The organism is Paenibacillus taichungensis (assembly GCF_013359905.1).
GTDB lineage: Bacteria > Bacillota > Bacilli > Paenibacillales > Paenibacillaceae > Paenibacillus > Paenibacillus taichungensis.
In genome coordinates, this window is the sequence record NZ_JABMCC010000118.1 from 245,189 (window position 1) to 269,974 (window position 24,786).

The 24,786-nt window shown below is 48.4% G+C and carries 22 protein-coding genes; 2 read left to right on the forward strand and 20 right to left on the reverse strand.

The window, feature by feature from the left end:
• Nucleotides 1-528 precede the first annotated feature (528 nt).
• Entirely contained in the window at nt 529-717 is a 189-nt protein-coding gene (gene rpmB, locus HP548_RS24295) for a 50S ribosomal protein L28 (RefSeq protein WP_024631107.1), read from the forward strand.
• Here rpmB and HP548_RS24300 read toward each other — a convergent pair whose 3' ends face one another.
• The 20 genes from HP548_RS24300 to HP548_RS24395 form a co-directional block, all read right to left on the reverse strand.
• Nucleotides 718-912 (reverse strand): hypothetical protein, encoded by a 195-nt coding sequence (locus tag HP548_RS24300; protein WP_064636619.1) that lies wholly within the window; start codon nt 910-912, stop codon nt 718-720.
• A 1-nt stretch (nt 913) separates the two neighbouring features.
• On the reverse strand, nt 914-994 hold the full coding sequence (gene spoVM / locus HP548_RS24305) for a stage V sporulation protein SpoVM (protein ID WP_019424875.1): 81 nt from the start codon (nt 992-994) through the stop codon (nt 914-916).
• Nucleotides 995-1,160: 166 nt separating this feature from the next.
• Complete coding sequence (locus HP548_RS24310; protein WP_024631109.1) at nt 1,161-1,412, reverse strand: hypothetical protein; 252 nt, start codon at nt 1,410-1,412, stop codon at nt 1,161-1,163.
• Nucleotides 1,413-1,414: 2 nt separating this feature from the next.
• Nucleotides 1,415-2,074: a ribulose-phosphate 3-epimerase gene (rpe, locus tag HP548_RS24315; RefSeq protein ID WP_053784310.1), complete on the reverse strand. Its 660-nt coding sequence runs from the start codon at nt 2,072-2,074 to the stop codon at nt 1,415-1,417.
• 1 nt (nt 2,075) lies between these two features.
• Entirely contained in the window at nt 2,076-2,993 is a 918-nt protein-coding gene (gene rsgA / locus HP548_RS24320) for a ribosome small subunit-dependent GTPase A (RefSeq protein WP_175383110.1), read from the reverse strand.
• A 62-nt stretch (nt 2,994-3,055) separates the two neighbouring features.
• Nucleotides 3,056-5,263 carry a Stk1 family PASTA domain-containing Ser/Thr kinase gene (gene pknB, locus HP548_RS24325; RefSeq protein WP_175383111.1) on the reverse strand — a complete coding sequence of 736 codons (2,208 nt, stop codon included), beginning with the start codon at nt 5,261-5,263 and terminating at the stop codon, nt 3,056-3,058.
• Entirely contained in the window at nt 5,260-6,036 is a 777-nt protein-coding gene (locus HP548_RS24330; protein ID WP_063565604.1) for a Stp1/IreP family PP2C-type Ser/Thr phosphatase, read from the reverse strand. The genes pknB and HP548_RS24330 overlap by 4 nt, the downstream gene beginning before the upstream one ends.
• Nucleotides 6,037-6,043: 7 nt before the next feature.
• A complete protein-coding gene (gene rlmN, locus HP548_RS24335) occupies nt 6,044-7,084 on the reverse strand; it encodes a 23S rRNA (adenine(2503)-C(2))-methyltransferase RlmN (RefSeq protein ID WP_063565754.1) in 1,041 nt (346 codons plus the stop codon).
• Between the two features lie 231 nt (nt 7,085-7,315).
• Nucleotides 7,316-8,836 carry a 16S rRNA (cytosine(967)-C(5))-methyltransferase RsmB gene (gene rsmB / locus HP548_RS24340; RefSeq protein WP_175383112.1) on the reverse strand — a complete coding sequence of 507 codons (1,521 nt, stop codon included), beginning with the start codon at nt 8,834-8,836 and terminating at the stop codon, nt 7,316-7,318.
• Nucleotides 8,833-9,786 carry a methionyl-tRNA formyltransferase gene (gene fmt, locus HP548_RS24345; protein WP_076288232.1) on the reverse strand — a complete coding sequence of 318 codons (954 nt, stop codon included), beginning with the start codon at nt 9,784-9,786 and terminating at the stop codon, nt 8,833-8,835. The genes rsmB and fmt overlap by 4 nt, the downstream gene beginning before the upstream one ends.
• 12 nt (nt 9,787-9,798) lie before the next feature.
• Nucleotides 9,799-10,287 (reverse strand): peptide deformylase, encoded by a 489-nt coding sequence (def, locus tag HP548_RS24350; protein ID WP_024631117.1) that lies wholly within the window; start codon nt 10,285-10,287, stop codon nt 9,799-9,801.
• A gap of 182 nt (nt 10,288-10,469) precedes the next feature.
• Nucleotides 10,470-13,019 (reverse strand): primosomal protein N', encoded by a 2,550-nt coding sequence (gene priA, locus HP548_RS24355; protein WP_175383113.1) that lies wholly within the window; start codon nt 13,017-13,019, stop codon nt 10,470-10,472.
• Nucleotide 13,020: 1 nt separating this feature from the next.
• Nucleotides 13,021-14,256: a bifunctional phosphopantothenoylcysteine decarboxylase/phosphopantothenate--cysteine ligase CoaBC gene (coaBC, locus tag HP548_RS24360; protein ID WP_076288230.1), complete on the reverse strand. Its 1,236-nt coding sequence runs from the start codon at nt 14,254-14,256 to the stop codon at nt 13,021-13,023.
• 118 nt (nt 14,257-14,374) lie between these two features.
• The gene (rpoZ, locus tag HP548_RS24365) at nt 14,375-14,590 is read right to left on the reverse strand and encodes a DNA-directed RNA polymerase subunit omega (RefSeq protein WP_024631120.1); all 216 of its coding nucleotides are present in this window, start codon (nt 14,588-14,590) and stop codon (nt 14,375-14,377) included.
• 155 nt (nt 14,591-14,745) lie between these two features.
• Nucleotides 14,746-15,318, reverse strand: a complete 573-nt coding sequence (gene gmk, locus HP548_RS24370; RefSeq protein WP_024631121.1) for a guanylate kinase — start codon at nt 15,316-15,318, stop codon at nt 14,746-14,748.
• A 13-nt stretch (nt 15,319-15,331) separates the two neighbouring features.
• Nucleotides 15,332-15,592, reverse strand: coding sequence for an extracellular matrix/biofilm regulator RemA (remA, locus tag HP548_RS24375; RefSeq protein WP_006209218.1), 261 nt, complete (start codon nt 15,590-15,592; stop codon nt 15,332-15,334).
• A 51-nt stretch (nt 15,593-15,643) separates the two neighbouring features.
• Nucleotides 15,644-16,543 (reverse strand): YicC/YloC family endoribonuclease, encoded by a 900-nt coding sequence (locus tag HP548_RS24380; protein WP_175383114.1) that lies wholly within the window; start codon nt 16,541-16,543, stop codon nt 15,644-15,646.
• Between the two features lie 19 nt (nt 16,544-16,562).
• Nucleotides 16,563-18,452, reverse strand: coding sequence for a bifunctional homocysteine S-methyltransferase/methylenetetrahydrofolate reductase (locus tag HP548_RS24385; RefSeq protein WP_076288228.1), 1,890 nt, complete (start codon nt 18,450-18,452; stop codon nt 16,563-16,565).
• 176 nt (nt 18,453-18,628) lie between these two features.
• Nucleotides 18,629-19,462, reverse strand: coding sequence for a diaminopimelate epimerase (gene dapF, locus HP548_RS24390; RefSeq protein WP_076288227.1), 834 nt, complete (start codon nt 19,460-19,462; stop codon nt 18,629-18,631).
• A gap of 186 nt (nt 19,463-19,648) precedes the next feature.
• Nucleotides 19,649-22,513, reverse strand: a complete 2,865-nt coding sequence (locus tag HP548_RS24395; RefSeq protein WP_076288226.1) for a calcium-translocating P-type ATPase, SERCA-type — start codon at nt 22,511-22,513, stop codon at nt 19,649-19,651.
• Between the two features lie 313 nt (nt 22,514-22,826).
• On the opposite strand from HP548_RS24395, the gene HP548_RS24400 reads away from it, so the two are divergent.
• On the forward strand, nt 22,827-24,593 hold the full coding sequence (locus tag HP548_RS24400; protein ID WP_175383115.1) for an Rqc2 family fibronectin-binding protein: 1,767 nt from the start codon (nt 22,827-22,829) through the stop codon (nt 24,591-24,593).
• Nucleotides 24,594-24,786: the final 193 nt, after the last annotated feature.

The window sequence follows — 24,786 nt, forward strand, 5'->3', positions numbered from 1 at the left end:
GGCATAATAATACATAATGTCAGCCGGATTAACGGTCTGGGCGGCCGGGCAACCGATATCCTGCAATTGCTCTGTAACCCCTAACTCGGGGCATACGGATATGCACCGGTATCAAGAGCCGGCATGAATGCCGCATGGAGACTGGTGCCAATGATGGAATGCCGCAGCTCACAGCGTTGCCAAAAAAGCAGACCACCGACCTTTAAGGCCGGTTTTTTCTCCGGCTTCCCCGCGGCAACAGCCTGTTCACCGCTGTATTATGGACTATTCAACATTGTACTATATTAGACAGGAGAAATAAATAAAGTTTTTGGATCAGTTGACGAAGCTTTTTTCAATATGATATTATATTCAAGTATTGTTTTATGCAGGTTTAGTAATGGAAATGATCCGGCTATGCCGGCTTGAACAACGCCATTAGCTACTGGAACCTGACCATTGCGGTCAGGAAGAACAATTTAGCCCGTCTGGATTGACATTCGTGTCTCCTTAGGGCAACTGGTTATTTTAGGATAGGAGGTGTAATCTATGTCTCGCAAATGTTATGTGACAGGTAAGAAACCGGGCACCGGTAACCACGTATCCCACGCTAACAACCGTAACCGTCGTTCTTGGGGCGTAAACGTTCAGAAGGTCCGCATTCTCGTGAACGGTAAACCAAAACGTGTATACGTAAGCACCCGTGCACTGAAAGCCGGTAAAGTGACTCGCGTATAATCACGCAAAGCTACTATAAATCGGGTAAGCAAAAAGCACCTTGTTCCTTGCAGGTGCTTTTTTGGTATTCAGAAATAAAATCATGAATACACACATCAGCATGTGAATGGCCGCCGCATGGCGCTTCGCAGGTCCGAATTCCAGATGATCCTGTAGCCAAAGCGGCGGTATTCGCCAATGGAACCTTTTAATCATGTCAGTTCTTTTGAAACGTATTAAGAATCGCCTTTACAAACCCTCCCAAAAACTTCGGCAGTTTGAATGTGTAAAATTTCATACTTCACCCTCCCCATCATGCTCATGCATCCGCCGTATCCTATGCTCCAGGCCTTCCTTGCCTTAAACACGACAAAAAAGGCTACATGAGAAACCTGCTCATGTAACCATATTTATGCGGAACTCTCTGTCCCTATTCCACAATGACGAGCCTGTTATTAGGTCATTTAGGTTTGGGTAGGTATATATTGATAGACAGCGATCATGAATACACTCAATAAGTAATACAGTATGCTGAATATCACAAAAGTAACCCGAAGCCCTGTACGGTCAAATTTGCGGAAGTACATAATGACAACACCAACCCCGATCAATGACGTAATCGCATTGTATGGGGATTGAATAACCGCAAACATAGCCAGCACCAGTCCCGTAACGAGACTCGCAGCCATTGTCCACAGCGTCTCCTTGAGGTTCATGCTCAGCCTCCGTAACTACTGCGAATTTCGGCAATCGCGGCAGCGCGATCTTCACGTCCAAATACAGCACTTCCCGCAACAAGCACATCCGCGCCAGCTTCAACCACAAGCGGAGCCGTGTCGGCAGCAATACCGCCATCCACTTCAATATGCACGTCATGACGTCCTTTTTCGTTCAGCCAGCTACGAATTTGCTTGATTTTGTTCATCGTGCCAGAGATGAAAGCCTGTCCACCAAAACCGGGATTTACGGTCATGACAAGCACCATATCCACATCGTCCAGCACTTCCTGAATAGCACTCGCCGGAGTTCCCGGATTAAGAGCAACCCCTGCCTTAACTCCCTGTTCTTTGATCAGATGAATAACGCGGTGCAGATGCACACAAGCCTCGGCATGAACCGTAATAACCGCCGCGCCAGCTTTCGCAAATTCCTCCACATAACGTTCTGGGTTCTCGATCATCAAATGCACATCAAGCGGCAAGCTTGTATGTGGAGCGATCGCTTTTACAATCGCAGGTCCAAGCGTAATATTAGGGACGAAATGACCGTCCATAACATCAACATGAATCCAGTCTCCGCCAGCAGCTTGGGCTTCCGCCACTTCCGCGCCGAGACGGGCAAAATCCGCAGATAAAATAGATGGTGCAATTTTAATCATATTAATACCTCCGCTTTTTGTCTTTCATTTCTGTAAGGAATTGTTCGTAGTGCTGATAACGGCTTTCGGAGATCATTCCCTCCGCTTTGGCTGCAAGCACCCGACAACCTGGTTCGTGCGTATGGGTACAGCCTCGGAACTTACATTGATCCGCATATTGAGCGAACTCCCGGAAACAAGTGGATAACTCCTCCACACCAATCTCCAGGAAGTCCAGTTGGCTGAATCCCGGCGTATCCGCGACAAAGCCACCATTATCCAGCGGTATGAGCTCCACGTGCCTGGTGGTGTGTTTCCCTCGGCCAAGGCGCATGCTGATTGCACTGGTCTCCAGGGTTAGACCTGGCATCAAGGCATTCAGCATCGAAGATTTACCTACACCGGATTGCCCGGAGAATACGCTAATCTTGCCGGCAAGACGCTCCTTGAGCAGTTCATTGCCTTCACCGGTTCGTGAACTGGTAGAGATAACTTCATATCCAATTTGCCCGTACATAGCTTTTACTTCTGCTACTGTATCACGGGCATCGTTTTCTGGATCAGCTAGGTCCTGCTTCGTGAGCACAATCAGTGCATCCAGTCCAGCTTGTTCAATATGTACCAGGAATTTGTCCAACAGATTGAGATTCATGTCCGGTTCCTTAACGGAAAATAACAGAACAGCCAGACTTACATTGGCAACAGGTGGACGAATTAACTCCGTTTCACGTTTGCGAATCTCATCTACTGTTCCTTCTCCGTTCTCTGTCAGCATATAGCTGACACGGTCACCCACAAGTGGTGAAGTACCCCGTTTTCTGAAGATACCTCTGGCCCGACATTGAACGGCGGAGCCTTCAACCGAAGGCACCCCGCTGTCTTCCAGTGGCATGACATAATAGTAACCGCTTAGCGCTTTAACGATGATACCTTCTGGCATAGCTCCGTCGCCCTCCTTTAATTTACAGTACATTTACCCTGAACGTCGGCAATAAGCCGCCCTTATGGACGGCTTGATGCGTTAACGACTTCCTTTTTCTTATCTTTTCCTTTGGCGAGACCATTTCCGTTCTTCATCGCAGAAGTATCTGCTTCGTCATGCTCCCCTTCACCCTCAACAGGTGTATCCGGTTCACCTTCCTGTTGTGTATCTACGGTGCCTTCATCACCACCACCGCCTTGTTCAGGCTCCTCCGTTGTTGGAGGTGGCTCTGCACCCTTCTCGGGCTCAATGGTAGGCACAACTACCGTTCCGTTCTTGGCATCACTGTAGGACACCAGGTACGTATCCAGGAATTGGCCATCCCGGTAGACAGAGACAACACCATCGACGTTTGGAGCCAAAATAAGCGGAATTGTCAGCATTTGGGCAGACTTGATTGTCCGGGTCCCCCATTCCTGACTTTTGCCACGAGCATCCTCGAAAGTAATTCGAATTTTGCTGTTCTTTCCTTCTTCTTTTGGTGAAACGTTAATGTTATAGGCGTAGTTCAATGCCTCTGGCGGATATCCAGTACTAATGAAAATGGTGATTTTGTCACCAGGATTCACGTCTGCACCGGCTTCTACAGGCCATTGCTGTGTCACTTTGCCTTCATCTACGGTGTAGCTCGACTCTTCCTGAACCTGAGCAAGGATTAAACCGGCGGATTTGAGCATACTCTCTGCCTCACTTCGAGTACGGTTTTTCAAGTCCGGCATTTTTATTGTTTCGGAGCCTTTGCTCACGGTCAGAACAATCTGAACCTCTGCCGGATCGTATTCTACATTCACCCCAGGAGTTTGGGATAGGACCGTTCCCGCAGATTTATCATTCGAAAACTCTTCTTTACGCTGAATCTGATCCTCTTTGATATCCAGTTCGGTGAGTTGTTTGACCGCCTCATCGTATGAAAGGTCTTTGAGATCAATCATCTTCAACAGCTCTTTTTCCGCCCCAACACTCAGCTGGACCTCAGAGCCTTCTTTGACCACATCGCCTTCATTTCGGGTCTGGTCAAATACAATACCTGGGTCCACATCCTCCTTGTACTCCCGGATGACATTATCACTGACCACAAGCCCTTGATCCTGCAACATTTGACGAGCCTTTTCTTCGGTTTGACCAATGACATTGGGTACAGTCACATCCGGCACAACAAGCATGCCTTTCACGTACCATACAACTCCAACCATCGCGATAAGAATAAGCACTGTCAACGAGATCAGCAGCGCTGGCTTCTTCCAGTTCTTTGTTTTGGTTTTGCCCTTGTTGTTATCTTGGTCAGACTCCATCACGGGTATAGCACCTGTGGATGTAACTCCACGTGGCTCCGGCTTGATCGCCGGCATAACACGGGTCTGATCAATATCATCCTCATCCGGAAAATCAATTTTCGTTTCATTACGTCTTTCCGGCATCAGGCAGGTTTCCAGATCCGTCTGCATTTCTTTAGCAGATTGGTAACGCTCCTGCGGATTTTTGCGCATGGATTTTAGAATAACGTTCTCCACGCTTTGCGGGATAAGCGGATTAAATTTGCGAGGTTCATCAAACTCTTCCTGCAAATGCTTCAAAGCAACGCTAATTGGACTCTCTCCCAGAAACGGAAGCTGACCAGTCAGCATTTGATAGAGTACTATACCAAGAGAATATAAGTCCGACTTCTCACCAGTCACGATGCCTTTGGCATGTTCAGGTGAGAAGTAATGTACGGAACCGACTACTGAGCCGGTCTGTGTAATCGTTGTGGACGTAACCGCGCGGGCAATCCCGAAATCCGTTACTTTCACACGGCCATTACGACCAATCAATATATTATGCGGTTTAATATCCCGATGAATGATCTGATTATGATGTGCATGATCGAGAGCATCTGCAATCTGGGAGGCAATTCGAACGGCCTCGTCCACCTGCAGAGGCGCCCGTTCTTTTATAATTTCATTCAGGTTTTTACCTTCAACATATTCCATGACAATATAATGAACATCATCTTCCTGTCCGACATCATAAACACTAACTACGTTAGGATGTGACAGCGAAGCTGCGGATTGTGCTTCTCTGCGGAAACGGCGGATAAACTCTTCGTCATGCACAAATTGCTGCCGTAACACTTTGATGGCAACGTTCCGGTTGAGCAACAGGTCCTGGGCCTTATACACAAGAGCCATGCCGCCACCGCCGACACGCTCGATCACTTCATAGCGTCCGCCTAGCTGGTGCCCAATCATGACTCACACCCCGTTTCCGATATCACGGAACCTTCCTTTTGCAGTTCGAATAATGCCACCGTAATATTGTCATCTCCTCCAGCAAGCAAAGCCAGCTGAAGCAGGCGATCCGCACGATCTTCCAATGCCAGTTCCAGATTACCTGCGACCTGAATGATCTGCTCATTGCTGACCAGATTACTAAGCCCATCACTGCACAGGAGAAGAACTTCGCCTTCTTCCAGCTTGACGGTATCCAGATCCACCTTCACTTCAGCATCTGTCCCAAGAGCACGTGTCAGCACATTTCGACGCGGATGATGAGAGACATCTTCTTTGCTGATCTGACCATTTTTGAACAATTCATTGACCAGTGTATGGTCCTCGGTCAACTGGATCACATGTTTGTTTGCAATTTTGTATGCTCTGCTATCACCGATGTGACCAATAACGCCTTCTGTATCATTTAATAACGCCGCAACCACGGTAGTTCCCATGTTGTGGTAATTATCATCCGAGGAGGCAGTACGGAAGATCACTTCGTTGGCATGCAAAATAGCATCGCTCAATGCGGCTGACAAAGACGCATGTGAAAGACCCGGCTCAAGCGTTCCCAGATCCTGCACCAACGTCTCTACCGCCAGACGGCTTGCCGTATCTCCTGCAAGATGTCCGCCCATACCATCGGCAACAATACCCAGAATATAACCTGTATCGAGATTTCGAATCCAGGATGAATCTTCATTCACCGAACGCACCCGTCCGATATGGCTCACATGAACTGTTTTGATCAAAACGTTCTCACCTCAACTCCATATGCTTTGCACGAAGCTGACCGCAAGCGGCAGCAATATCATGTCCCTGTTCACGACGAATGGTTACATTAACACCCTGCTCCGAGAGAATCTTCTGAAAATTGAAAATATCGCTTCTGGATGTTCTTACGTACTTGCGCTCAGGTACATGGTTGACCGGAATCAGGTTCACATGGCACAACATGTTCTTAAGCACGCTTGCCAGTTCTGCCGCATGTTCCGGCTGATCATTCACACCACCGATAAGTGCGTACTCAAACGTAATTCTGCGCCCCGTTTTCGCCAAGTAATAACGCAACGACTCCATTACATCCTCAAAAGGAAAACGGCGGTTAACCGGCATCAATTTAGAACGCAATGCATCATTTGGCGCATGGATGGAAATCGCCAGGTTAATCTGTGTATCTTCATCTGCAAACTTGTAAATGTTTGGTACGATTCCACTTGTGGACACCGTGATATGGCGCTGACCGATATTCAGCCCTTTTTCGTGAATCATGATACGCAGGAACGTCATTGTTGCTTCATAGTTCTCAAAAGGTTCACCTGAACCCATGATTACGATGCTGCTGACCCGCTCACCGCGTTCGTCCAAAATTTTCTGGGCTTGCACAACCTGAGCGACAATTTCGCCAGCTGTAAGGTTACGTTTCAGTCCACCCAGCGTGGATGCACAGAACGTGCAGCCAATCCGGCAGCCAACCTGTGTTGTTACACAGATGCTGTTACCATAGTTGTGCTTCATAATAACTGTTTCGATCGCATGATCATCGTGCAGACCGAACAGGAATTTCACAGTTCCATCCTTGGATTCAAACTTCGTAATTTCAGTAAGTGTAACGAATTCAAATTGTTCAGTCAGCTTTTCACGCAGCGCTTTGGACAAGTTCGTCATTTCACTGAAATCATTCACACGTTTCACATAAATCCAGTCGAAGATCTGACCACCGCGAAAAGCCGGCTCCCCGTTCTCAACAGCCCACTGTTGCAGCTCCTCCAGGGAATAATCATATATAAAAGGTTTCATTTTGTTGTCAACACCTATTCCTTCTTTTCTTTTCATTCTTCCTATTCTATCACAAAGACCACTTTACATCCATGTATACCCTTGATGCCTGTACTTCATGCATTATAACACCTCAGTGCCTGCATCGCACCCTATCATCACATTTTACTGATGTTGAACACCTCAGTCTAATCACAAAGAAATCCGCCGAAGTTCCCCTCGGCGGCTATCCTTCAGTGCTCTATTAAACTGTTAATCCGCTATCCTTGTCAACCTGGCAATGAAAAATCCGTCACTGTGAGCGTACTGTGGCAGGATCTGCACACCACCGTTCACAACCTTCCACTCTGCTGTTTCCAGACCAGACCAAGCAGAGTCTTCAGCGGCTTTGTATTCCGGATGCCGGGCTAAAAAGTCAGCGACCCTATGCTCGTTCTCCGCAGGCTCGATTGTACACGTACTATACACCAGAATACCACCCGGCTTTAATAGCGGTGCAACCCGATCCAGCAGTTTACGTTGAAGATTGGAGATATCGTGAATATCTTCCGCAGTTTTCGTCCATTTGACATCCGGCTTGCGGCGAATAACACCTAGACCAGAACATGGCGCATCCAGCAGAATGCGGTCAAATGACGCCTCAGGATAACGCTCATCCAGATCAAGTGCATCCCCTGTTACAGCATCAATACAGCTAAGTCCCAGACGATCTGCCTGATCCATGATCAACTGACGTTTGTGAGCATGTACATCATTGGCCACAATTCGTCCACGGTCCTGCATTTTCTCCGCCATATGGGCTGTCTTTCCGCCAGGAGCTGCACAGCAGTCCAGTACAGTCTGACCATCTTCAGGCCCAACTGCCTCGGCTACAAGCATGGAACTTTCATCCTGAACGGACAGCAAGCCATCCCGATACCAGGTCGTAAGTGCCATATTGCCACCACTGCGAACGAGAATACCGTCCGGACTAAGCCGGGAAGGTTCCACGATAGCACCCATGCTCTCCATCTCCAGCATTAATTTCTCACGTGTAGTCATTGTCGTGTTCACACGAACACTAACCGCTGGCGGTTCATTATTTGCACGGCAAATCGCTTCCGCTGTCTCTTCGCCATATTGGCTGATCCAGCGTTCGACCATCCACAGCGGGTGTGAATGCTCCAGTGAGATACGTTCAGCTGCAGGCAAATGTTCGGGAATGCGCAGTTCATCACGATTGCGAATCATGTTCCGTAGAACGCCATTCACCATACCCGAGATGCCCTGATGACCTAATTTCTTAGCCAAGTTGACGGCTTCACTCACCACCGCGTGTTCCGGAATACGGTCCAGATATAACATCTGGTACACGCTGATGCGCAGCAGGCTACGAACCCAAGGTTGCAGCTTGGATACACCTTTGGCTACATAGCGTTCCAGAAAATAATCAAGGGTATTCCGTCTTGCGATCGTACCATATACCAACTCTGTAGCTAGTCCGGCATCTGCCGGACTCAGCTCGGCCTCTTTCAGACGCCTATTCAGCTCAAGGTTGCTGTAAGCTCCCTCTTGCTCAACGGCGCTGAGTACCTTTACAGCGAGTGCACGAGCAGATGTTTTAGGCCGCTCCGAGCGTGATGTACCGTTGACCGAAGCTGGGGACGCAGATGCATTTCCTGCTCGACCCGATCTCCCCTGGTTGGGACGCGGTTTATTTCCTCCACGCCCGGACGTATTTCCTGCGACTTTATGACCATTTCCTGACGGACGGCCCGGTGTATTTCCGCTCATTGCAGCACCGTTCCTGGTTTCAGAGTGCCACCACGGGCAAAGTCAGCAGCTTGCATCACTTTTTTGCCTGCGGGCTGAACCTCAGTAAGCCAGAGAGAACCGTCACCTGTGCGAACTTCAATGCCATTTCTGCCCAATTGTAATACCGTTCCCGGCTCAGCTTGTCCAGCATCCGAAGAAGAGAGTACATCCGCCTGCTTCGGATTTGCTGCTGCCCAGACCTTGAAGACCTGCTCATCCCACATCGTGAATGCACCCGAGAACGGCACAAGACCGCGAATTTGATTAAACAATTCACGCGACGTGCGATTCCAGTCCATCTTCTCGTCATCCCGAGTCAGATTACGAGCATACGAAGCCTCGGCTTCATCCTGTGGGACAGCCGTTGTTTCGCCTGCTACCAGCCGCGGCATTTCTTCCTGAAGCAATTTGGAGCCTGCTTCACTGAGCTTTACAAACATGGACCCTGACGTATCTTCATCCGTAATCGCTACTTCCACACGTGAGATCATATCTCCCGTATCCAAGCCTTCCGCCATAAACATCAGTGTAACTCCCGTCACTGGCTCTCCATTAATAATGGAGCGTTGAATCGGGGCACCACCGCGATATTTTGGCAAAAGAGAGCCATGCACGTTCACACATCCACGAACGGGCATATCCAGCACAGCTTTGGGCAGAATCTGCCCAAATGCCGCAGTCACAATCAGGTCCGGTTTCCATTCAGCCAATTGGGCTACAGCTTCTGGAGCACGCAGTTTCACTGGTTGAAATACCGGCAGGCCGTGGCGTTCTGCCGCAGCCTTGACTGGTGTTGGTGTAAGTACCTTTTTACGGCCCTGTGGTTTATCTGGCTGTGTTACTACCCCAACCACGTTATATCCCTCGGCTATAAGCATATCGAGAGACGGAACTGCAAATTCAGGCGTTCCCATAAAAACAATATTCAAATCAATCACTCCTTAGTTACGACGCGGCCCGGTTTGATCGGCTGCAATTTCGTATACCTTTTCAGCAATATCCGTAAAGAGTACACCATCCAAGTGGTCAATCTCATGTTGGAATGCACGTGACAACAATCCGCTGCCCGTAATAATCAGTTCCTTGCCTTCACGGTCCAGCCCTTTGACTGTAACTGTCTCAAAACGACGCACATCACCGTTAATGCCAGGAATACTCAAGCATCCTTCGGGTCCAAATTGCTCTCCCTCGCTCGAAATAATCTCCGGATTGATCATCTTGATCAGCCCCTGTTCATCTCCGCAATCGATCACAATCAGGCGTTTCAAAATACCAACCTGTGGCGCAGCCAAACCTACGCCTTCTGCGTCATACATCGTATCTGCCATATCATCCAGCAGTTTCTGTACATTGGGTGTAACTTTGGTTACTTCTTTAGCTCTTTTGTGTAGTACCTCATCCGGTTCTTTCACGATAATACGAATAGACATGTTGTAAGCACCTTCCTAATCCTCATCATAATTTCAGGACATCAAGCTCATTTCAAAAATAAGTACTGATTTTCTGCTATGTAGCAGGTATCAAAAACTGATTTTAAGATCGAGCCATCATTCATGTTGTTTTTAATCTATGTTTATACCGCTTGTTTACATCCGCATTTTACTACAAATGCTCACATTAACATTTGCGGGTCTACATCCAGACTAATTTGCAGCTTCTGCGCCTGAACATCGTCGTCCATGCGCCGGGCGGTCGCGAGCGCCAGTCCAATGGCGTCGACATCCCCCCGCCATTTTATCATACATTGGAATCTGTATCTATTCTTGATCCGAGGAATCGGTGATGCTACCGGGCCAAGCACATCAAAGGCATCATTACTGAAACGGTCCAAACTACCTAACCAGCCAGCAGCATTTGCCTTTTCTTTCAGTATTCGTGTGTAGTTCTCAGCCAACCGGATCAGTACCGGAAGCTGCTCATGTGAGAAAGTCACCAAAATCAGGCGACAGTAAGGCGGATACTGCAAATTGCGCCGATGCAATAATTCCTCACGGACAAACGAAACATAGTCATGCTGGCTCGCATGCCCAATCGAATAGTGCTCTGGTGTATAGGACTGTACGAATACCTCGCCTGGCAGTTGATGTCGACCAGCACGGCCGGCCACCTGGGTGAGCAGCTGAAATGTTTTTTCGGCAGCCCTGAAATCAGGCAAATTGAGTGCGGAGTCTGCGGTGATGACACCAACCAGAGTGACATCAGGAAAATCAAGCCCTTTGGCAACCATCTGGGTTCCCAGCAATACGTCTGCCTTTTTCTCACGAAACTGCTTCAATAACTTCTCATGCGAACCTTTTTCGCTCGTTGTATCCACGTCCATCCGAATAACACGAATACCCGGGAACAGCTTAGCCAATTCTTCCTCTACCCGCTGTGTACCTGTACCGAAATATCGAATATGCTCACTACCGCAATCCGGACACACTTCTGGTGCTGCTTCCGCATAACCACAATAATGACAACGAAGATTGTTTGAGCGCTGATGATAGGTTAATGAAATATCACACTCGGGACAGCCTGCAACGTATCCACAACTGCGACACATCACAAAGGTAGAATAGCCACGTCGATTCAGCAAAAGCACGGTCTGTTCCCCACGTTCCAACCGCTCTTCCAGCCCTTTATGCAAGGCACGGCTGAACATCGAGCGATTTCCGTCCTTCAACTCTTCACGCATATCAACAATTCGTACCTCCGGCAGCTTATTTCCAAGTGCGCGGGTAGGCATCTCCAACAAAAGTGGTGCAAAATCATCATTGCTCTGCGAACGAGCAGCATAGTAACTTTCCAGCGAAGGTGTCGCTGAACCCAGGACAACGACCGCCTGGTGCTGCTGTGCTCTTTTTACCGCTACATCACGGGCATGATATTTCGGGGTTTCTTCCTGTTTATATGAAGTCTCGTGCTCCTCGTCCATAATGATCAGACCAAGACGACTAAACGGAGCAAAGACTGCTGAACGGGCGCCAATGGCAACTTTCACCTGGCCTTCCCTAATTTTGCGCCACTCATCATAACGCTCTCCACCAGACAAACGACTGTGCATCACAGCAACCTGATCACCAAAACGTCCTTTAAAACGCTCTACCATCTGCGGTGTCAATGCAATCTCGGGTACAAGTACAATTGCCTGCCGATCCTGTTCAATACAGCGCTGAATGGTCTGGAGGTATACTTCCGTCTTGCCACTGCCTGTTACACCATGAAGCAAAAAGACGCCATGGCGCCTTTCCTGTAATCGACCATTGATATTGTTATAGACTAGCTGCTGCTCGTCGGTCAGATTCAGTGGCTCGGTCGCACGAAACTTACGTCCCTGATAAGGGTCACGAAAGACTTCGACGTCCTTCGTCACAACTAACCCCTTCTCCTCAAGCCCTTTGACTGTAGCCGCTGATACCTGAAGTGTGGACAACAATTCTTTCATCGCCATCGGCAACAGTTCTTTCATTTCCAGCAAGAAAGCCAAAACTTCTTTCTGCCGTTGCGCCTTTGCCGGGAATGAAGTCAATGCCTCTTCCGCAGCCGCTGCATCCACAGCTAGATTAATGGATTTCATCGTTTTTTTATTCAGCTTGTCCTTAATTGCCTGACTTTCCAGCAGGACACCACTGAGCAACAACTTCTTGATCAGCGCAGCATGATTGGGGTACTTACGACTCAATTGTTGCAGGGGAACCTGCCCACGACTCTTCACAAAACGAATAATATCTTGCTGCACTTTTTCTGAAGTCGATTCTTCTCCCCATACAAAAAGAACTTCTTCGCCTGACGCAGAACCTGCCATTTGTCCATCCAGGGCATCTCCAAGTGAGATATACCGTTCTGCTTTCCCTTTCAGCGCAGTCGGTACCATCACCTGCAAAGACAAAATACGGTTGCTGGCATAACGTTCACTCATCCACTCGGCTAATTCAACCAAATCTTCAGACAACGGTGGAACGATATCCAGCAATTCCTGAATCGGTTTGAGTTTGAAAGTCTCCGTTCCCGTGCGAGGCACCAGATCAATTACGAAACCTTGCACCGTCCGATGACCAAAAGGTACACCTACCCTGCTGCCAATCTCAATCCATTCACGCATGGATTCCGGCACCAGATAATCAAACGGCCGGTCCGTTTCCTTCACAGGAACATCGACAATTACCTTGGCGATCTCCATATTAATTCCTCCCGGCAATGCGCTCCGCCGCAATCGAAAGCAACCGGCGGGCCACCTCTTCCTTGGCCACCACCTGAAGCTCTTCCACCAAACCTTCACGGTCATAGATGTGCACCGCGTTGGTATCTGTTCCAAATCCGGCACCCGTCTGCGTGACATCATTGGCTACGATCAGATCACAGTTTTTCCGTTCCAGTTTCTCACGTGCATACATTTCTAATGAATTTGTCTCCGCAGCAAAACCAATCAAAAATTGATGGCTCTTCTGCTTGCCCAGCGTTTCAAGAATATCTATATTTTTAATAAGTTCAAGCGATAATGTATCGCCTTTCTTCTTGATTTTCTCCGTGTACACTTCCTTGGGGCGATAATCCGCAACAGCCGCGGCCTTAACCACGATATCTGCATCATCCCACTCACCTGCTACCGCATCATACATATCCTGCGCAGACTGTACCGGGATCACCTTTACATTGGCTGGCGGCTGAACCTGGGTATTCCCCATAACCAAAGTCACATCTGCCCCCAGATCACGAGCTGTCGCTGCAATGGCAAAACCCATTTTTCCAGAGGAATCATTGGTAATATATCTTACCGGATCAATGCGTTCAATGGTACCTCCTGCAGTGACCACAACCTTCTTCCCGCTCAACAAGGAAAGCTGTTCGTTACGTTCCCGTTTGGCAGACTCCTGCTGTTCAAAAAATCGTTCCACCACATCGACAATTGTCTCTGGTTCTTCCAAACGTCCTTTGCCCACATACCCGCACGCCAGTTGACCTTCACCCGGTTCAATCATCATAGTTCCGCGCTCCGTTAACAGGCACATATTATGCTGCACAGCCGGATGATCATACATATGTACATTCATCGCTGGCGCAATCATCACCGGTGCAGTGGTTGCAAGCAAGGTTGTAGAGAGCATATCATCAGCCATCCCATGTGCCATTTTGGCAATCACATTGGCTGTTGCCGGAGCAACCAAAACAAGATCGGCCATATCAGCCAGATGGATATGCGAGACGACCGAAGGCTCCCGCTCATCAAATGTATCACTATATACCACATTTCGGGTCAAGGTTTGCAGCGTTAATTCGGTAATAAACTGTTTCGCGGAATTCGTCATAATGACATGAACGTCCGCTCCTTTTTGCACCAGCCTGCTGCATAATGTAGCCGCTTTGTATGCGGCTATGCCGCCAGTCACACCAAGCACGATTTTTTTACCGTTCAACATGGTTATCCCCCCGATATACGACGTTTATAATGATGAATAGAGAAAAAAATAACAACCTCGCGGTTGTCAAATAAATCCGGCTTGCGCCGTATGCAGTTGAAGAGCAGCCGCAGGCGGCTTACTCTTCTTCCTCTTCGTCCTGTCCTTTGATGACAACGAGCAGATCACCATAAATTTCTTCAAGTGCAACGCCAACCTGTTTATGGGATCTGGCATTTCTCAAATCCGTTTTCTCACCTTCACGAAGCTGTCTTGCCCGGCGGGAAGCGGCAACAACAAGGGAATACTTGCTGTCGACTTTGTTCATCATTTCATCAATAGAAGGATACAGCATATTTACAAAACACCTCTTTGCATTAGTATAATCACAATTCGCCGCCTGACGGAATCATGGTGCACCGCTGGATACAATAACCAGACTGGAGCTGCTCTACATATATACTATGACAGCAGCTCCACTGATTATCGCATTTTACGGCGGCAAATGGATTATTTATTGATCTTACAATGTTCGGCGATAATGATGCTTTCTATTCGTTTACACGCCAAATCAATTTCATCATTAACGACAGCGTAATCGTACTGCTCCAGCAGACTGATCTCATCTACCGCGACGGACATCCGATGATCAATCGTCGCCTGACTTTCCGTACCACGGCCCTGAATGCGATCTTTAAGCTCGTCCAATGAAGGAGGCAACAGAAATACAAAGATCCCTTCCGGGAACTTTTCTTTCACTTTCAACGCGCCTTGAACTTCAATCTCAAGAATGATGTCCCGGCCCTCGTTAATCGTTTTCTCCACAAAATCACGCGGTGTTCCGTAATAATTCCCTACATATTCTGCGTGTTCCAACAATTGATCTTCAGCAATCATGTTCAGGAATTCTTCATGGCTTCTAAAGAAATAATTGACGCCATGTTCCTCACCCAGACGTGGCTGACGAGTCGTTGCCGATACAGAATAAATCAATTCCGGCACCCGTTTGCGCAAAGCGCTGCATACTGTACCCTTCCCGACCCCTGATGGGCCGGACAACACTACCAGTAATCCCTTAGACATATTACACTCCATTTTATTCGTCGTTGTCATCATCTTTCGAAGAAAGACGATGGGCGACCGTTTCTGGCTGAACTGCAGACAGAATGACATGATCGCTATCCGTAATAATAACGGCACGAGTACGTCTTCCGTATGTTGCGTCTATCAGCATATGACGGTCTCTTGCCTCTTGTATAATTCTCTTGATCGGCGCCGATTCCGGACTCACGATGGATATAATCCGGTTCGCCGATACGATGTTACCGAATCCAATGTTAATGAGTTTGATTGCCATAATCAGGTTCTTCCCCCTATACATGCGACTCTTTTGCCGAAATATGACCGTTCATTCGATATTCGCCGCTTGCTCACGAATTTTCTCCAGTTCCGCCTTCATCTCGACAACACGGTTCACCAGAGCCAAATGGTTGGCTTTTGATCCAATCGTATTGACTTCCCTATTCATCTCCTGAATAAGAAAGTCCAACTTGCGGCCTACTGGCTCATCACTTTTCAGCAGCTCCCTGCTCTGTCCAAAGTGACTCAGTAGACGCGTAAGCTCTTCCTCTATGTTAGAACGATCGGCAAACATAGCAATTTCCATACCCAATTTATGCTCGTCAAAAGGGAAAGAGCCTTCTTCCTGCATTTCCGTAAGCCTTTGTCTTAACTTGTTGCGATGATCACTCACCACAGTCGGCGCAAGAGCAAGCATCTCGGTATGCAGTGATTCCAGACGACTGACACGTCGTTCCAGATCACTGGCCAGATGAAGACCCTCGCGGGCGCGCATCTGCTCCAGACCGGATAAAGCCTCTTCCAACCCCTGCTGCAGGACACGCTCCCATTCGTCTTTCTGCTCTTCCGGAAGCGAACTCGTCCCATCCGACTGAACCATGACATCTGGAAGTGCCAGCATATCCATAATACTCGGTTTGCCCTGCATACCATAGCGGCTCTCCAATTGCTCTGCGGCCTGAAGATAGGCCCTGACCGCCTGCTCATTCAGAACAGCGGGAAGAGCCTGGTCTTCATCTTTTTCTTTCATTACATAAACATCAATCCGCCCACGTTTTAAGCGGCTCTGTACCTTTTTCCTCAATCCGTCTTCATAACACGTCCATTCTCTTGGGAGACGCATCATCACTTCGCAATAACGATGATTGACAGACTTGATTTCCAATTGTACCTTATAGCCTCCAAAATGAAAGGCGGATTGACCGTATCCGGTCATACTGAATGACATCGGCATCACATCCGTTACACTATTGTAATTGATTATTAGGGTTGAAACAAGTAGGACATTGATGCTCCGACTTCTCCCACACATATTGGGTCAGTTCGGCCGTCATACTATAGAACATAAATGGAGTCATTAAATAGATTCCTTTGAAATGTTTTGTTGCTACATCCAGAAGCTCCTTGGCGATCTTCACACCCATCGCTCGACCTTCTTCGCCTTCAAGACCAGCCATCCGGGAACGCACTTCATCCGACAGCTGAATACCCGGAACCTCATTATGCAGATATTCGGCATTTCGTCCGCTGGCTAAGGGCATTACCCCTACAAAGATCGGCACTTCCAGATGCTTGGTCGCTTCATGCATGGCTACGATTAGTTCAGGATCGTATATCGGCTGCGTCATAATATAATCGGCTCCGGAAGCAATCTTTTTCTCAAGCCGCTGTACAGCCTTATCCAGATGTTTCACATTTGGGTTAAATGCGGCACCGATAACAAATCCCGCCTTCTGCTTGAGCGGTTTACCGGAGAAGGATACGCCGTCGTTCAACTGCTTGATCATACGTATAATTTCAAAAGAAGTTAGATCATATACCGAGCTTGATCCGGGCAAGTCTCCAAATCGTGCAGGGTCACCTGTTACAGCGAGTACATGATTAATGCCTAGAGCATCAAATCCCATCATGTGCGATTGTGTCCCGATCAGATTCCGGTCTCGACATGCAATATGCACCAGTGGGCGCAAACCTGTACGGTCCTGAACAAGATGGCCGAGAGCCATATTACTCATCCGGGTAACCGCTAGGGAATTATCAGCCAATGTTAACGCATCTGCACCAGCCGCTTTCAATGTCTCGGCACCTTTCATAAACTTCGCAATGTCGAGATCACGTGGTGGGTCAAGTTCGACGATGACCGTATGGCGTTGTTTAACTAGATCCACAATCGTAGGCTGCCCACCCCGTCCAGACCGTTCATCTACATTCTCATGCAGGATAATACGCGGTTTCGACTCGGATGGGTCAGGTTCCAGTATTGGAACAGGTGTGTATTCAACAAGAGCCTGGGCAATTGCCGCGATATGATCAGGTGTCGTACCACAGCAACCTCCGATGATACGTGCGCCCAGATCAGCGAATTGCACTGCCGTCTGTCCGAAGTATTCCGGGGACGCTCCATAACGGAACTGACCATCGACGTAATCCGCTGCACCCGCATTCGGATAAACAGACATTGGGACACCGATACGGCCTGAGACCGTCTCCATCGCACGCATAATTCCGTTTGGACCGGAACGGCAGTTAAAACCAATGACGTCAGCCCCTTGCTCACGCATGATTCGGAAAGCTTCTGGCATCGTATATCCATCGAGTGTGTGCCCTACATCCTCAACAGCGAACTGTCCGATCACGGGCAGATCACTCAGCTTGCGAGCCTGCAGGAGGGCGATATCCATCTCCTCGATATCATAGAAGGTTTCGAGCAGAATACCGTCGACTCCTTCATCGAGCAGTGCAAAAATCTGTTGCTGATAGAAACGCTTCAATTCACTTGTTGATACGTTCGTCCGCTTTCCTCCACGAATGGAGCCAACCGCGCCAAGAACATAACCGTTTGCGCCAGCTACTTCTTTGGCGATACGCACACCGGCACGGTTGACATCCTCGACCTTGGACTCCAGACCAAACTTGGACAACTTATCGTAATTGGCAGAGTACGTATTGGTTTCATGAATTTCCGTACCTGCATCGCGGTAACGACGATGCACATCTGCCACCACTTCAGGTGATATCAAGTTCAACTCTTCATAAGAAATCCCTACCGGGAATCCCATCTGATACAGGAAAGTTCCCATCGCCCCATCCCCTATGAGGACCCGTTCCTGCATTACACTGCGTAAATCCGCCTTCATCCCTTTTCCCCCCGCCTGACTGATCATTTCATACTAATGTAACACAAAAAACATCTGAAAACGAAGAAAAACACAGGTTTTTCGTGAAATTCAGTTTCTATAACCCTCTGGACTAGTAGGAATTCATATAATTGCAAAAAAAGAGGCCCTAAGGCCTCCTCATTTAAACGTATTCTTTACGAAGTGACTCCCTTGAAAACAACTTCAGCAGGTCCAGTCATGTACACGTGGTTGTCGGCTTCGTTCCACTCAATATGAAGATCGCCACCCTTGAGGCTGATCACCGCTGTACGATCCGTATGTCCGTTCAGAACGGATGATACTAGTGTTGCGCAAGCTCCGGTTCCACAGGCAAGTGTTGGTCCAGCACCGCGTTCCCACACACGCATGTCCACATAGCCGCGATCGCGAACCGTTGCGAACTCTACATTGATTTTTTTCGGAAACATGGGATGAACCTCAAGTAGTGGCCCCCATGTCGAGAGATCAAAATTCACAGCATCATCCACATAAATGACTGCATGAGGATTACCCATGGAGACTGCCGTAAATTTGAACTCCTGTCCATTTGCTTCGATGGAATGATCCACCACCGGATTGGCATCCACGGTGGTTGGAACCTGAAGTCCATTCAGGATAGGCTCTCCCATATCCACACGAACGGTTTCCACTTTACCATCACGAATGTTCAAGCTTACTGGTTGTACACCCGCACCGATGGTTTCTATCGTAATCTGTTCTTGGGTCACATGGCCGTGATCATATACATATTTGGATACACAGCGTATGGCATTGCCACATTGCTCTGCTTCCGAGCCGTCCGAGTTCATGATGCGCATCTGAAAATCCGCCTTCTCTGAAGGCAGTATATAAACCAGGCCATCCGCGCCGATGCCGAAGAAACGGTTGCACCATTTTACAGCCAATTCTGCGGCATCAGCCGGAAGCTGTTGTTCTCCAAACACAACAATAAAATCGTTGCCGAGTCCGTGCATTTTTGTAAATTCCATAACCTTGCCCACTCCTTTTGGCAGTCTGCTGCCAAAGCGTTATTCTTGCTTCTCTCTACAGGATACCCTGGATATTCATATCCAACATTCCCAATAAAAAAAGCTATCCTGCAAAATGCCGAGGAATCTCGCCTCGAATCATTTTGAGGATAGCATAACGAAAACGATAAGCAATTGCTATTGATTTTATGCCGAAAACTTTGTACTTTTCGGTACGAAGCGCCCAGGGCCCATGCGGCGACGGTTGCGACGACCTCCCCACACACTGCCCACTCCCATAAGGAAGGTTGGAATACCTGCGGCAACGATGGAAATGGCCCATTCACGCATACCCAGGGGTACGGTTTTGAAGATAGGCTGCAACGGCTCTACATACATGACCGCCAGCATTAGCACGATAGATGAAATGACTGCAAACACCAAATATTTATTCTGCAATGGATTCCGGTGGAAAATGGAACGGGAACTACGGCAGTCAAATACATGAATGAGCTGTGCCAAAACGAGCGTAGCAAAGGCAACAGATTGAGCTTTAATGAGCTGACCTGGTTGATCTGGCGCCGCCTGTAGGGTAAGCCAGAAGGCCCCAAGTGTACAAAGCCCAATCAACACACCCCGACTGACAATTTTCCAGCCCAGTCGTCTAGCAAAAATATTTTCTTTGGAACCACGCGGCTTGTGTTCCATCAGATCTTTTTCCGGCTGATCCACACCGAGCGCCATTGCTGGCAATCCATCCGTCACCAGGTTGACCCACAGAATCTGGATCGGCACGAGTGGCAAAGGTAATCCCATCATCATCGCGAAAAACATCGTTAAAATCTCGCCAACATTGGATGCCAGCAAATACCGGATAAACTTGCGGATGTTCTCATAAATATTACGTCCTTCTTCAATTGCAGCTACTATAGTAGAGAAATTATCGTCACTCAGAATTAACGCCGATGCTTCCTTCGTCACATCCGTGCCGGTAATTCCCATCGCAATACCGATGTCTGCTGCTTTAATGGCTGGTGCGTCGTTCACGCCATCTCCAGTCATCGCTACGACATGTCCTTTGCGCTGCAATGATTTTACAATCCGCAGTTTGTGCTCAGGTGATACTCGTGAGAACACGTAAATGCCCTCCACCTGTTTATCCAGTTGCTCATCCGTCATGCCCGCCAATTGCTGGCCGCTAAGTGAAGCCCCACCTCGTGGAAGGATACCCAACTGCTGGGCGATAGCCTCTGCGGTTGTGCCATGATCACCGGTAATCATAACGGTACGTATGCCTGCTCTGCGACAAGTCGCAATTGCATCCCGTGCCTCACGCCGCGGTGGATCAATCATGCCTGCAAGCCCGACAAAGACGAGTTGGCTCTCGGCAGCATGTTCATTCTCTACTTTTTCATCTGGCCGTACATCGCGGTAAGCCATCCCGAGAACCCGCAGTGCAGAACCCGCCATATTCTCGTTCGCCGCCATGACTTTCTGCCGCAGCGTTCCTGTGAAAGGTACAACATTGCCTTCCCACAAAATGTAGCTGCATTGCCCAATCAGCACATCCGGTGCACCTTTAGTGTAGATCGTGCGCCCACCCTGATGATGAACCAGAACGGACATCCGCTTCCGATCAGAATCGAACGGAAATTCCTGCTCACGTGCATATAACTCTTTGAGACCAGCTGGGGTAAGCCCCATTTTGGAGGCCAGTGTTACGAGTGCCCCTTCCGTAGGGTCGCCTTTCAGCTCCCATACCACGCTGTCTTCCTTGACCGTTTCATTAACATGATCTTTCTTTGTACTTTTCTTCGCTTCTTTCTTACTATCCTTATTTGTCTCTTTGCCTTTCTTTTTATTCCGCATCTCATCTGCAACACTCTCGATAATACTGGCATTGTTACATAGTGCGCTGATCTGAAGCATTCTCCGCAATGTCTGGTCACTCTTCAGTTCCAAGGTACGACCATTCTCCAGCATCTGTCCTTCCGGTGCATAACCATCCCCGGTGACCTTGATGCTGCGTCCCTCCAGCCACACGTCCGTAACCGTCATCTTGTTCTGGGTCAACGTGCCCGTTTTATCCGAACAGATGACCGAGGCACAACCAAGGGTTTCGACGGAAGGAAGCTTGCGCACAATCGCTTTTCGCTTGATCATACGCTGTACACCCAGGGCAAGCGCAATCGTTACAATCGCTGGTAAACCCTCTGGTATGGCGGCAACTGCAAGACTGACCCCTGCCAGAAACATGCCTACTGCCGGTTGTCCATGCAGAATTCCTGCAACAACAACCATGACGGTTAATCCGAGCGCCACAAAAATCAAAATTTTACCCAGCTGTTCCAGCCTGTGTTGCAGCGGTGTTTCCTGTTCCTCCGTATTCTGGATCAGGTCGGCGATTTTGCCCATCTCGGTATCCATGCCTGTCCGGATCACAACGCCCTTGGCTGTACCCCGAGTGACCATCGTCCCCATGAATCCAATGTTCTTCTGATCTCCTAGCGGTACGTCATCCGCTGCTATGGGACGGCAATGTTTGCTTACAGGAACTGATTCACCAGTGAGCGCAGATTCCTCCACATCGAGGCTATTTGTGGACAGCCAGCGCACATCGGCAGGAATACGATCACCACTCTCCACAAGCACGATATCCCCTGGCACCAGAAGTTTGGCTGCAAGATGAGCTTCCTGACCCGACCTTAACACTTTGGCCAGTGGAGCCGACAATTGTTTCAATGCACGAAGGGAACGCTCCGCCCGGAATTCTTGTACGAATCCAAGAATGGCATTAAGGACGATGATGGCAACAATCGTTACAGCATCCAAGTATTCTCCAAGCAATCCGGACACCAGTGTGGCCCCCATCAACACCAGAACCATGAAGTCCTTAAATTGATTAAGCAATAATGTAATTGGAGATATGCGCTTTCCTTCGCTCAGCTCATTCGAACCGGCGGCCTTCCTCTTTTCTGTTGCAGTTTCTTCGGTTAACCCTTCCTCAAGACTGACGCCAAGAGTGTTACGAAGCTCTTCAACGCTTAGTTGGTGCCACTTGGTATGTTCCATGCTTCAAAATTCCCTCCCAGTCTGTATTTCCTCTGTAAAACGTCACACCTACTTCACCGGCTATGCTAATCAACAGGTTGTACGCGATGCCGGACAAACTACCTGCTCTATATGTATTCGGACAGGACCCTAATTAGCACCCGATGGCGAATCCTTTCCCTGATGGGCAGAATAAGCTAAAATAAAGGTCTGCGGTCATACACGCAGTTGCAATCCGAGTTTTTGCTATGTAAACGAATACGAATCTGCAACGGGTTCTTTTTACATATCCCGGTGTTCATTTCAGTTATAGATAGAGAGGACGTTGAAAAAAATGGCATTGGACGGCATCGTAACACGAGCTATCGTACATGAACTGCAAGGCTGCAAGGGCGGACGCATCAGCAAAATACATCAACCTAACGGGCATGATGTTGTACTGACCCTCCGTGCTCAGCGTGGAAATAGCAAATTGCTTATTTCGGCTAGCCCGACTTACCCGCGTGTGCATTTTACCGAAAAGACGTTTATTAACCCTACTGAAGCTCCAATGTTTTGCATGCTGCTGCGCAAACACTGTGAGGGAGCGATCATCGAGGAGATCCGTCAGATTGGCATGGAGCGGATTATTCATATTGACGTGCGTCAACGTGATGAACTGGGTGATGTTTCAGTCAAACGGATCATCATTGAACTGATGGGGCGTCACAGTAATATTGTTTTGGTCGATCCGATAACAGGAACGATTCTGGATGGAATTCATCACGTAACCCCGTCCATCAGTAGTTACCGGGTCATTATGCCTGGATTTTCGTACACCGAACCACCAGAGCAGCATAAAAGCAATCCACTGGAAGTGAGCAGCACTGAATTCCAGGATAGCTACACTGCTGCTGAAGAAGAAGCTTCTCGCTGGCTGGTAAATTCATTCAGCGGTCTTAGTCCCCTGATTGCAGGGGAGATTACCTCTCGGGTGTCTGCTATTAAAGGTGACGATCAAGCTGCAAGTGAAGGTGAGGTTCGAATCGAAGCCGATGCACTTTGGACTGCTTTTGAGTCCGTCATGGGACCAGTAAGAGATAATAGTTATACACCTGTGACCGGGCTGAACGCCAAAGGCAAAATGATTTTCTCGGCCGTTCAGCTTCAGAGCATTCAGGACGCAGAGAAAACCTATGACACGATGAGCAAGTGTATGGAGGATTATTACGGAGACAAGGCCGAGCGGGACACTGTCAAGCAAAGAGTGAGCGATCTGCTTCGTTTCCTGCAAAATGAGCGCAGCAAAAACATCAAAAAGCTCGACAACCTGAACAAGGATCTGCTGGAAGCTGACGATGCTGATAAATTCAGATTATGGGGTGAGCTGCTGTTTGCCTCCCTGCATCAGGTTAGTAAAGGGGACAAAAGTGTGGAGCTTGTGAACTTCTATGATGAAGATCAAGCGAACATTACCATTCAGCTTGACCCATTACTTACACCGTCTGACAACGCTCAACGTTATTTCAAACGATATAACAAATACAAGAACAGTCTGGCTGTTATTCATGAGCAACTTGGAAAAACGAAAGATGAGATTGACTATCTCGACAATCTGCTGCAGCAACTGTCTATCGCATCCATGAACGACATCGAGGAAATTCGCGATGAGCTTGTGCAACAGGGTTATCTTCGTGACCGCAACAAAAAAGGCAAAAAGAAAAAGAAAAGCGACCGCCCTACCGTGCATCAGTTTACTTCTTCAGAGGGAATTGAACTTCTCGTAGGTAAAAACAATCTGCAAAATGAGTACGTCACCAACCGTCTGGCTTCTTCCAATGACACTTGGTTGCACACCAAAGACATCCCTGGTTCACATGTCGTCATTCGCAGCACTGACTTTGGCGAAGCAACTCTGGAGGAAGCTGCACAACTCGCGGCTTACTTCAGTCAGGCCAAAGAATCCAGCAGCGTTCCGGTGGATTACACCTTTATCCGACATGTCCGCAAACCAAGTGGCTCCAAACCAGGCTTTGTCATTTATGACCACCAGAAGACCCTGTTTGTGACGCCGAACGAAGAGCTGGTTAAAAGTTTGCCATCCACGATCAAAAATGGATAAGATGTTTGCTTCAATCCTGTAAGACAACGTAAAATCCCCCCGAACAATAGACTGTTCGGGGGGATTTTCTTTGTTTCTCAAATAACCATGGACTTAAACTGGTGATTGGATGTGCTTACATGTCCTGGATCACAGCAGCAACCAACGAGCGGGCACAGCAGTTATTTGAACGTCTTGGAGCTGCTCGCGGCAC

Bases quoted from the DNA above. Each gene is read 5' to 3' on its own strand.
- rpmB (WP_024631107.1), top strand. From the start codon at position 529: ATGTCTCGCAAATGTTATGTGACAGGTAAGAAACCGGGCACCGGTAAC.
- HP548_RS24300 (WP_064636619.1), bottom strand. From the start codon at position 912: ATGATTAAAAGGTTCCATTGGCGAATACCGCCGCTTTGGCTACAGGAT.
- spoVM (WP_019424875.1), bottom strand. From the start codon at position 994: ATGAAATTTTACACATTCAAACTGCCGAAGTTTTTGGGAGGGTTTGTA.
- HP548_RS24310 (WP_024631109.1), bottom strand. From the start codon at position 1,412: ATGAACCTCAAGGAGACGCTGTGGACAATGGCTGCGAGTCTCGTTACG.
- rpe (WP_053784310.1), bottom strand. From the start codon at position 2,074: ATGATTAAAATTGCACCATCTATTTTATCTGCGGATTTTGCCCGTCTC.
- rsgA (WP_175383110.1), bottom strand. From the start codon at position 2,993: ATGCCAGAAGGTATCATCGTTAAAGCGCTAAGCGGTTACTATTATGTC.
- pknB (WP_175383111.1), bottom strand. From the start codon at position 5,263: ATGATTGGGCACCAGCTAGGCGGACGCTATGAAGTGATCGAGCGTGTC.
- rlmN (WP_063565754.1), bottom strand. From the start codon at position 7,084: ATGAAACCTTTTATATATGATTATTCCCTGGAGGAGCTGCAACAGTGG.
- rsmB (WP_175383112.1), bottom strand. From the start codon at position 8,836: ATGAGCGGAAATACACCGGGCCGTCCGTCAGGAAATGGTCATAAAGTC.
- def (WP_024631117.1), bottom strand. From the start codon at position 10,287: ATGTCTATTCGTATTATCGTGAAAGAACCGGATGAGGTACTACACAAA.
- priA (WP_175383113.1), bottom strand. From the start codon at position 13,019: ATGGAGATCGCCAAGGTAATTGTCGATGTTCCTGTGAAGGAAACGGAC.
- coaBC (WP_076288230.1), bottom strand. From the start codon at position 14,256: ATGTTGAACGGTAAAAAAATCGTGCTTGGTGTGACTGGCGGCATAGCC.
- rpoZ (WP_024631120.1), bottom strand. From the start codon at position 14,590: ATGCTGTATCCTTCTATTGATGAAATGATGAACAAAGTCGACAGCAAG.
- gmk (WP_024631121.1), bottom strand. From the start codon at position 15,318: ATGTCTAAGGGATTACTGGTAGTGTTGTCCGGCCCATCAGGGGTCGGG.
- remA (WP_006209218.1), bottom strand. From the start codon at position 15,592: ATGGCAATCAAACTCATTAACATTGGATTCGGTAACATCGTATCGGCG.
- HP548_RS24380 (WP_175383114.1), bottom strand. From the start codon at position 16,543: ATGTCATTCAGTATGACCGGATACGGTCAATCCGCCTTTCATTTTGGA.
- HP548_RS24385 (WP_076288228.1), bottom strand. From the start codon at position 18,452: ATGAAGGCGGATTTACGCAGTGTAATGCAGGAACGGGTCCTCATAGGG.
- dapF (WP_076288227.1), bottom strand. From the start codon at position 19,462: ATGGAATTTACAAAAATGCACGGACTCGGCAACGATTTTATTGTTGTG.
- HP548_RS24395 (WP_076288226.1), bottom strand. From the start codon at position 22,513: ATGGAACATACCAAGTGGCACCAACTAAGCGTTGAAGAGCTTCGTAAC.
- HP548_RS24400 (WP_175383115.1), top strand. From the start codon at position 22,827: ATGGCATTGGACGGCATCGTAACACGAGCTATCGTACATGAACTGCAA.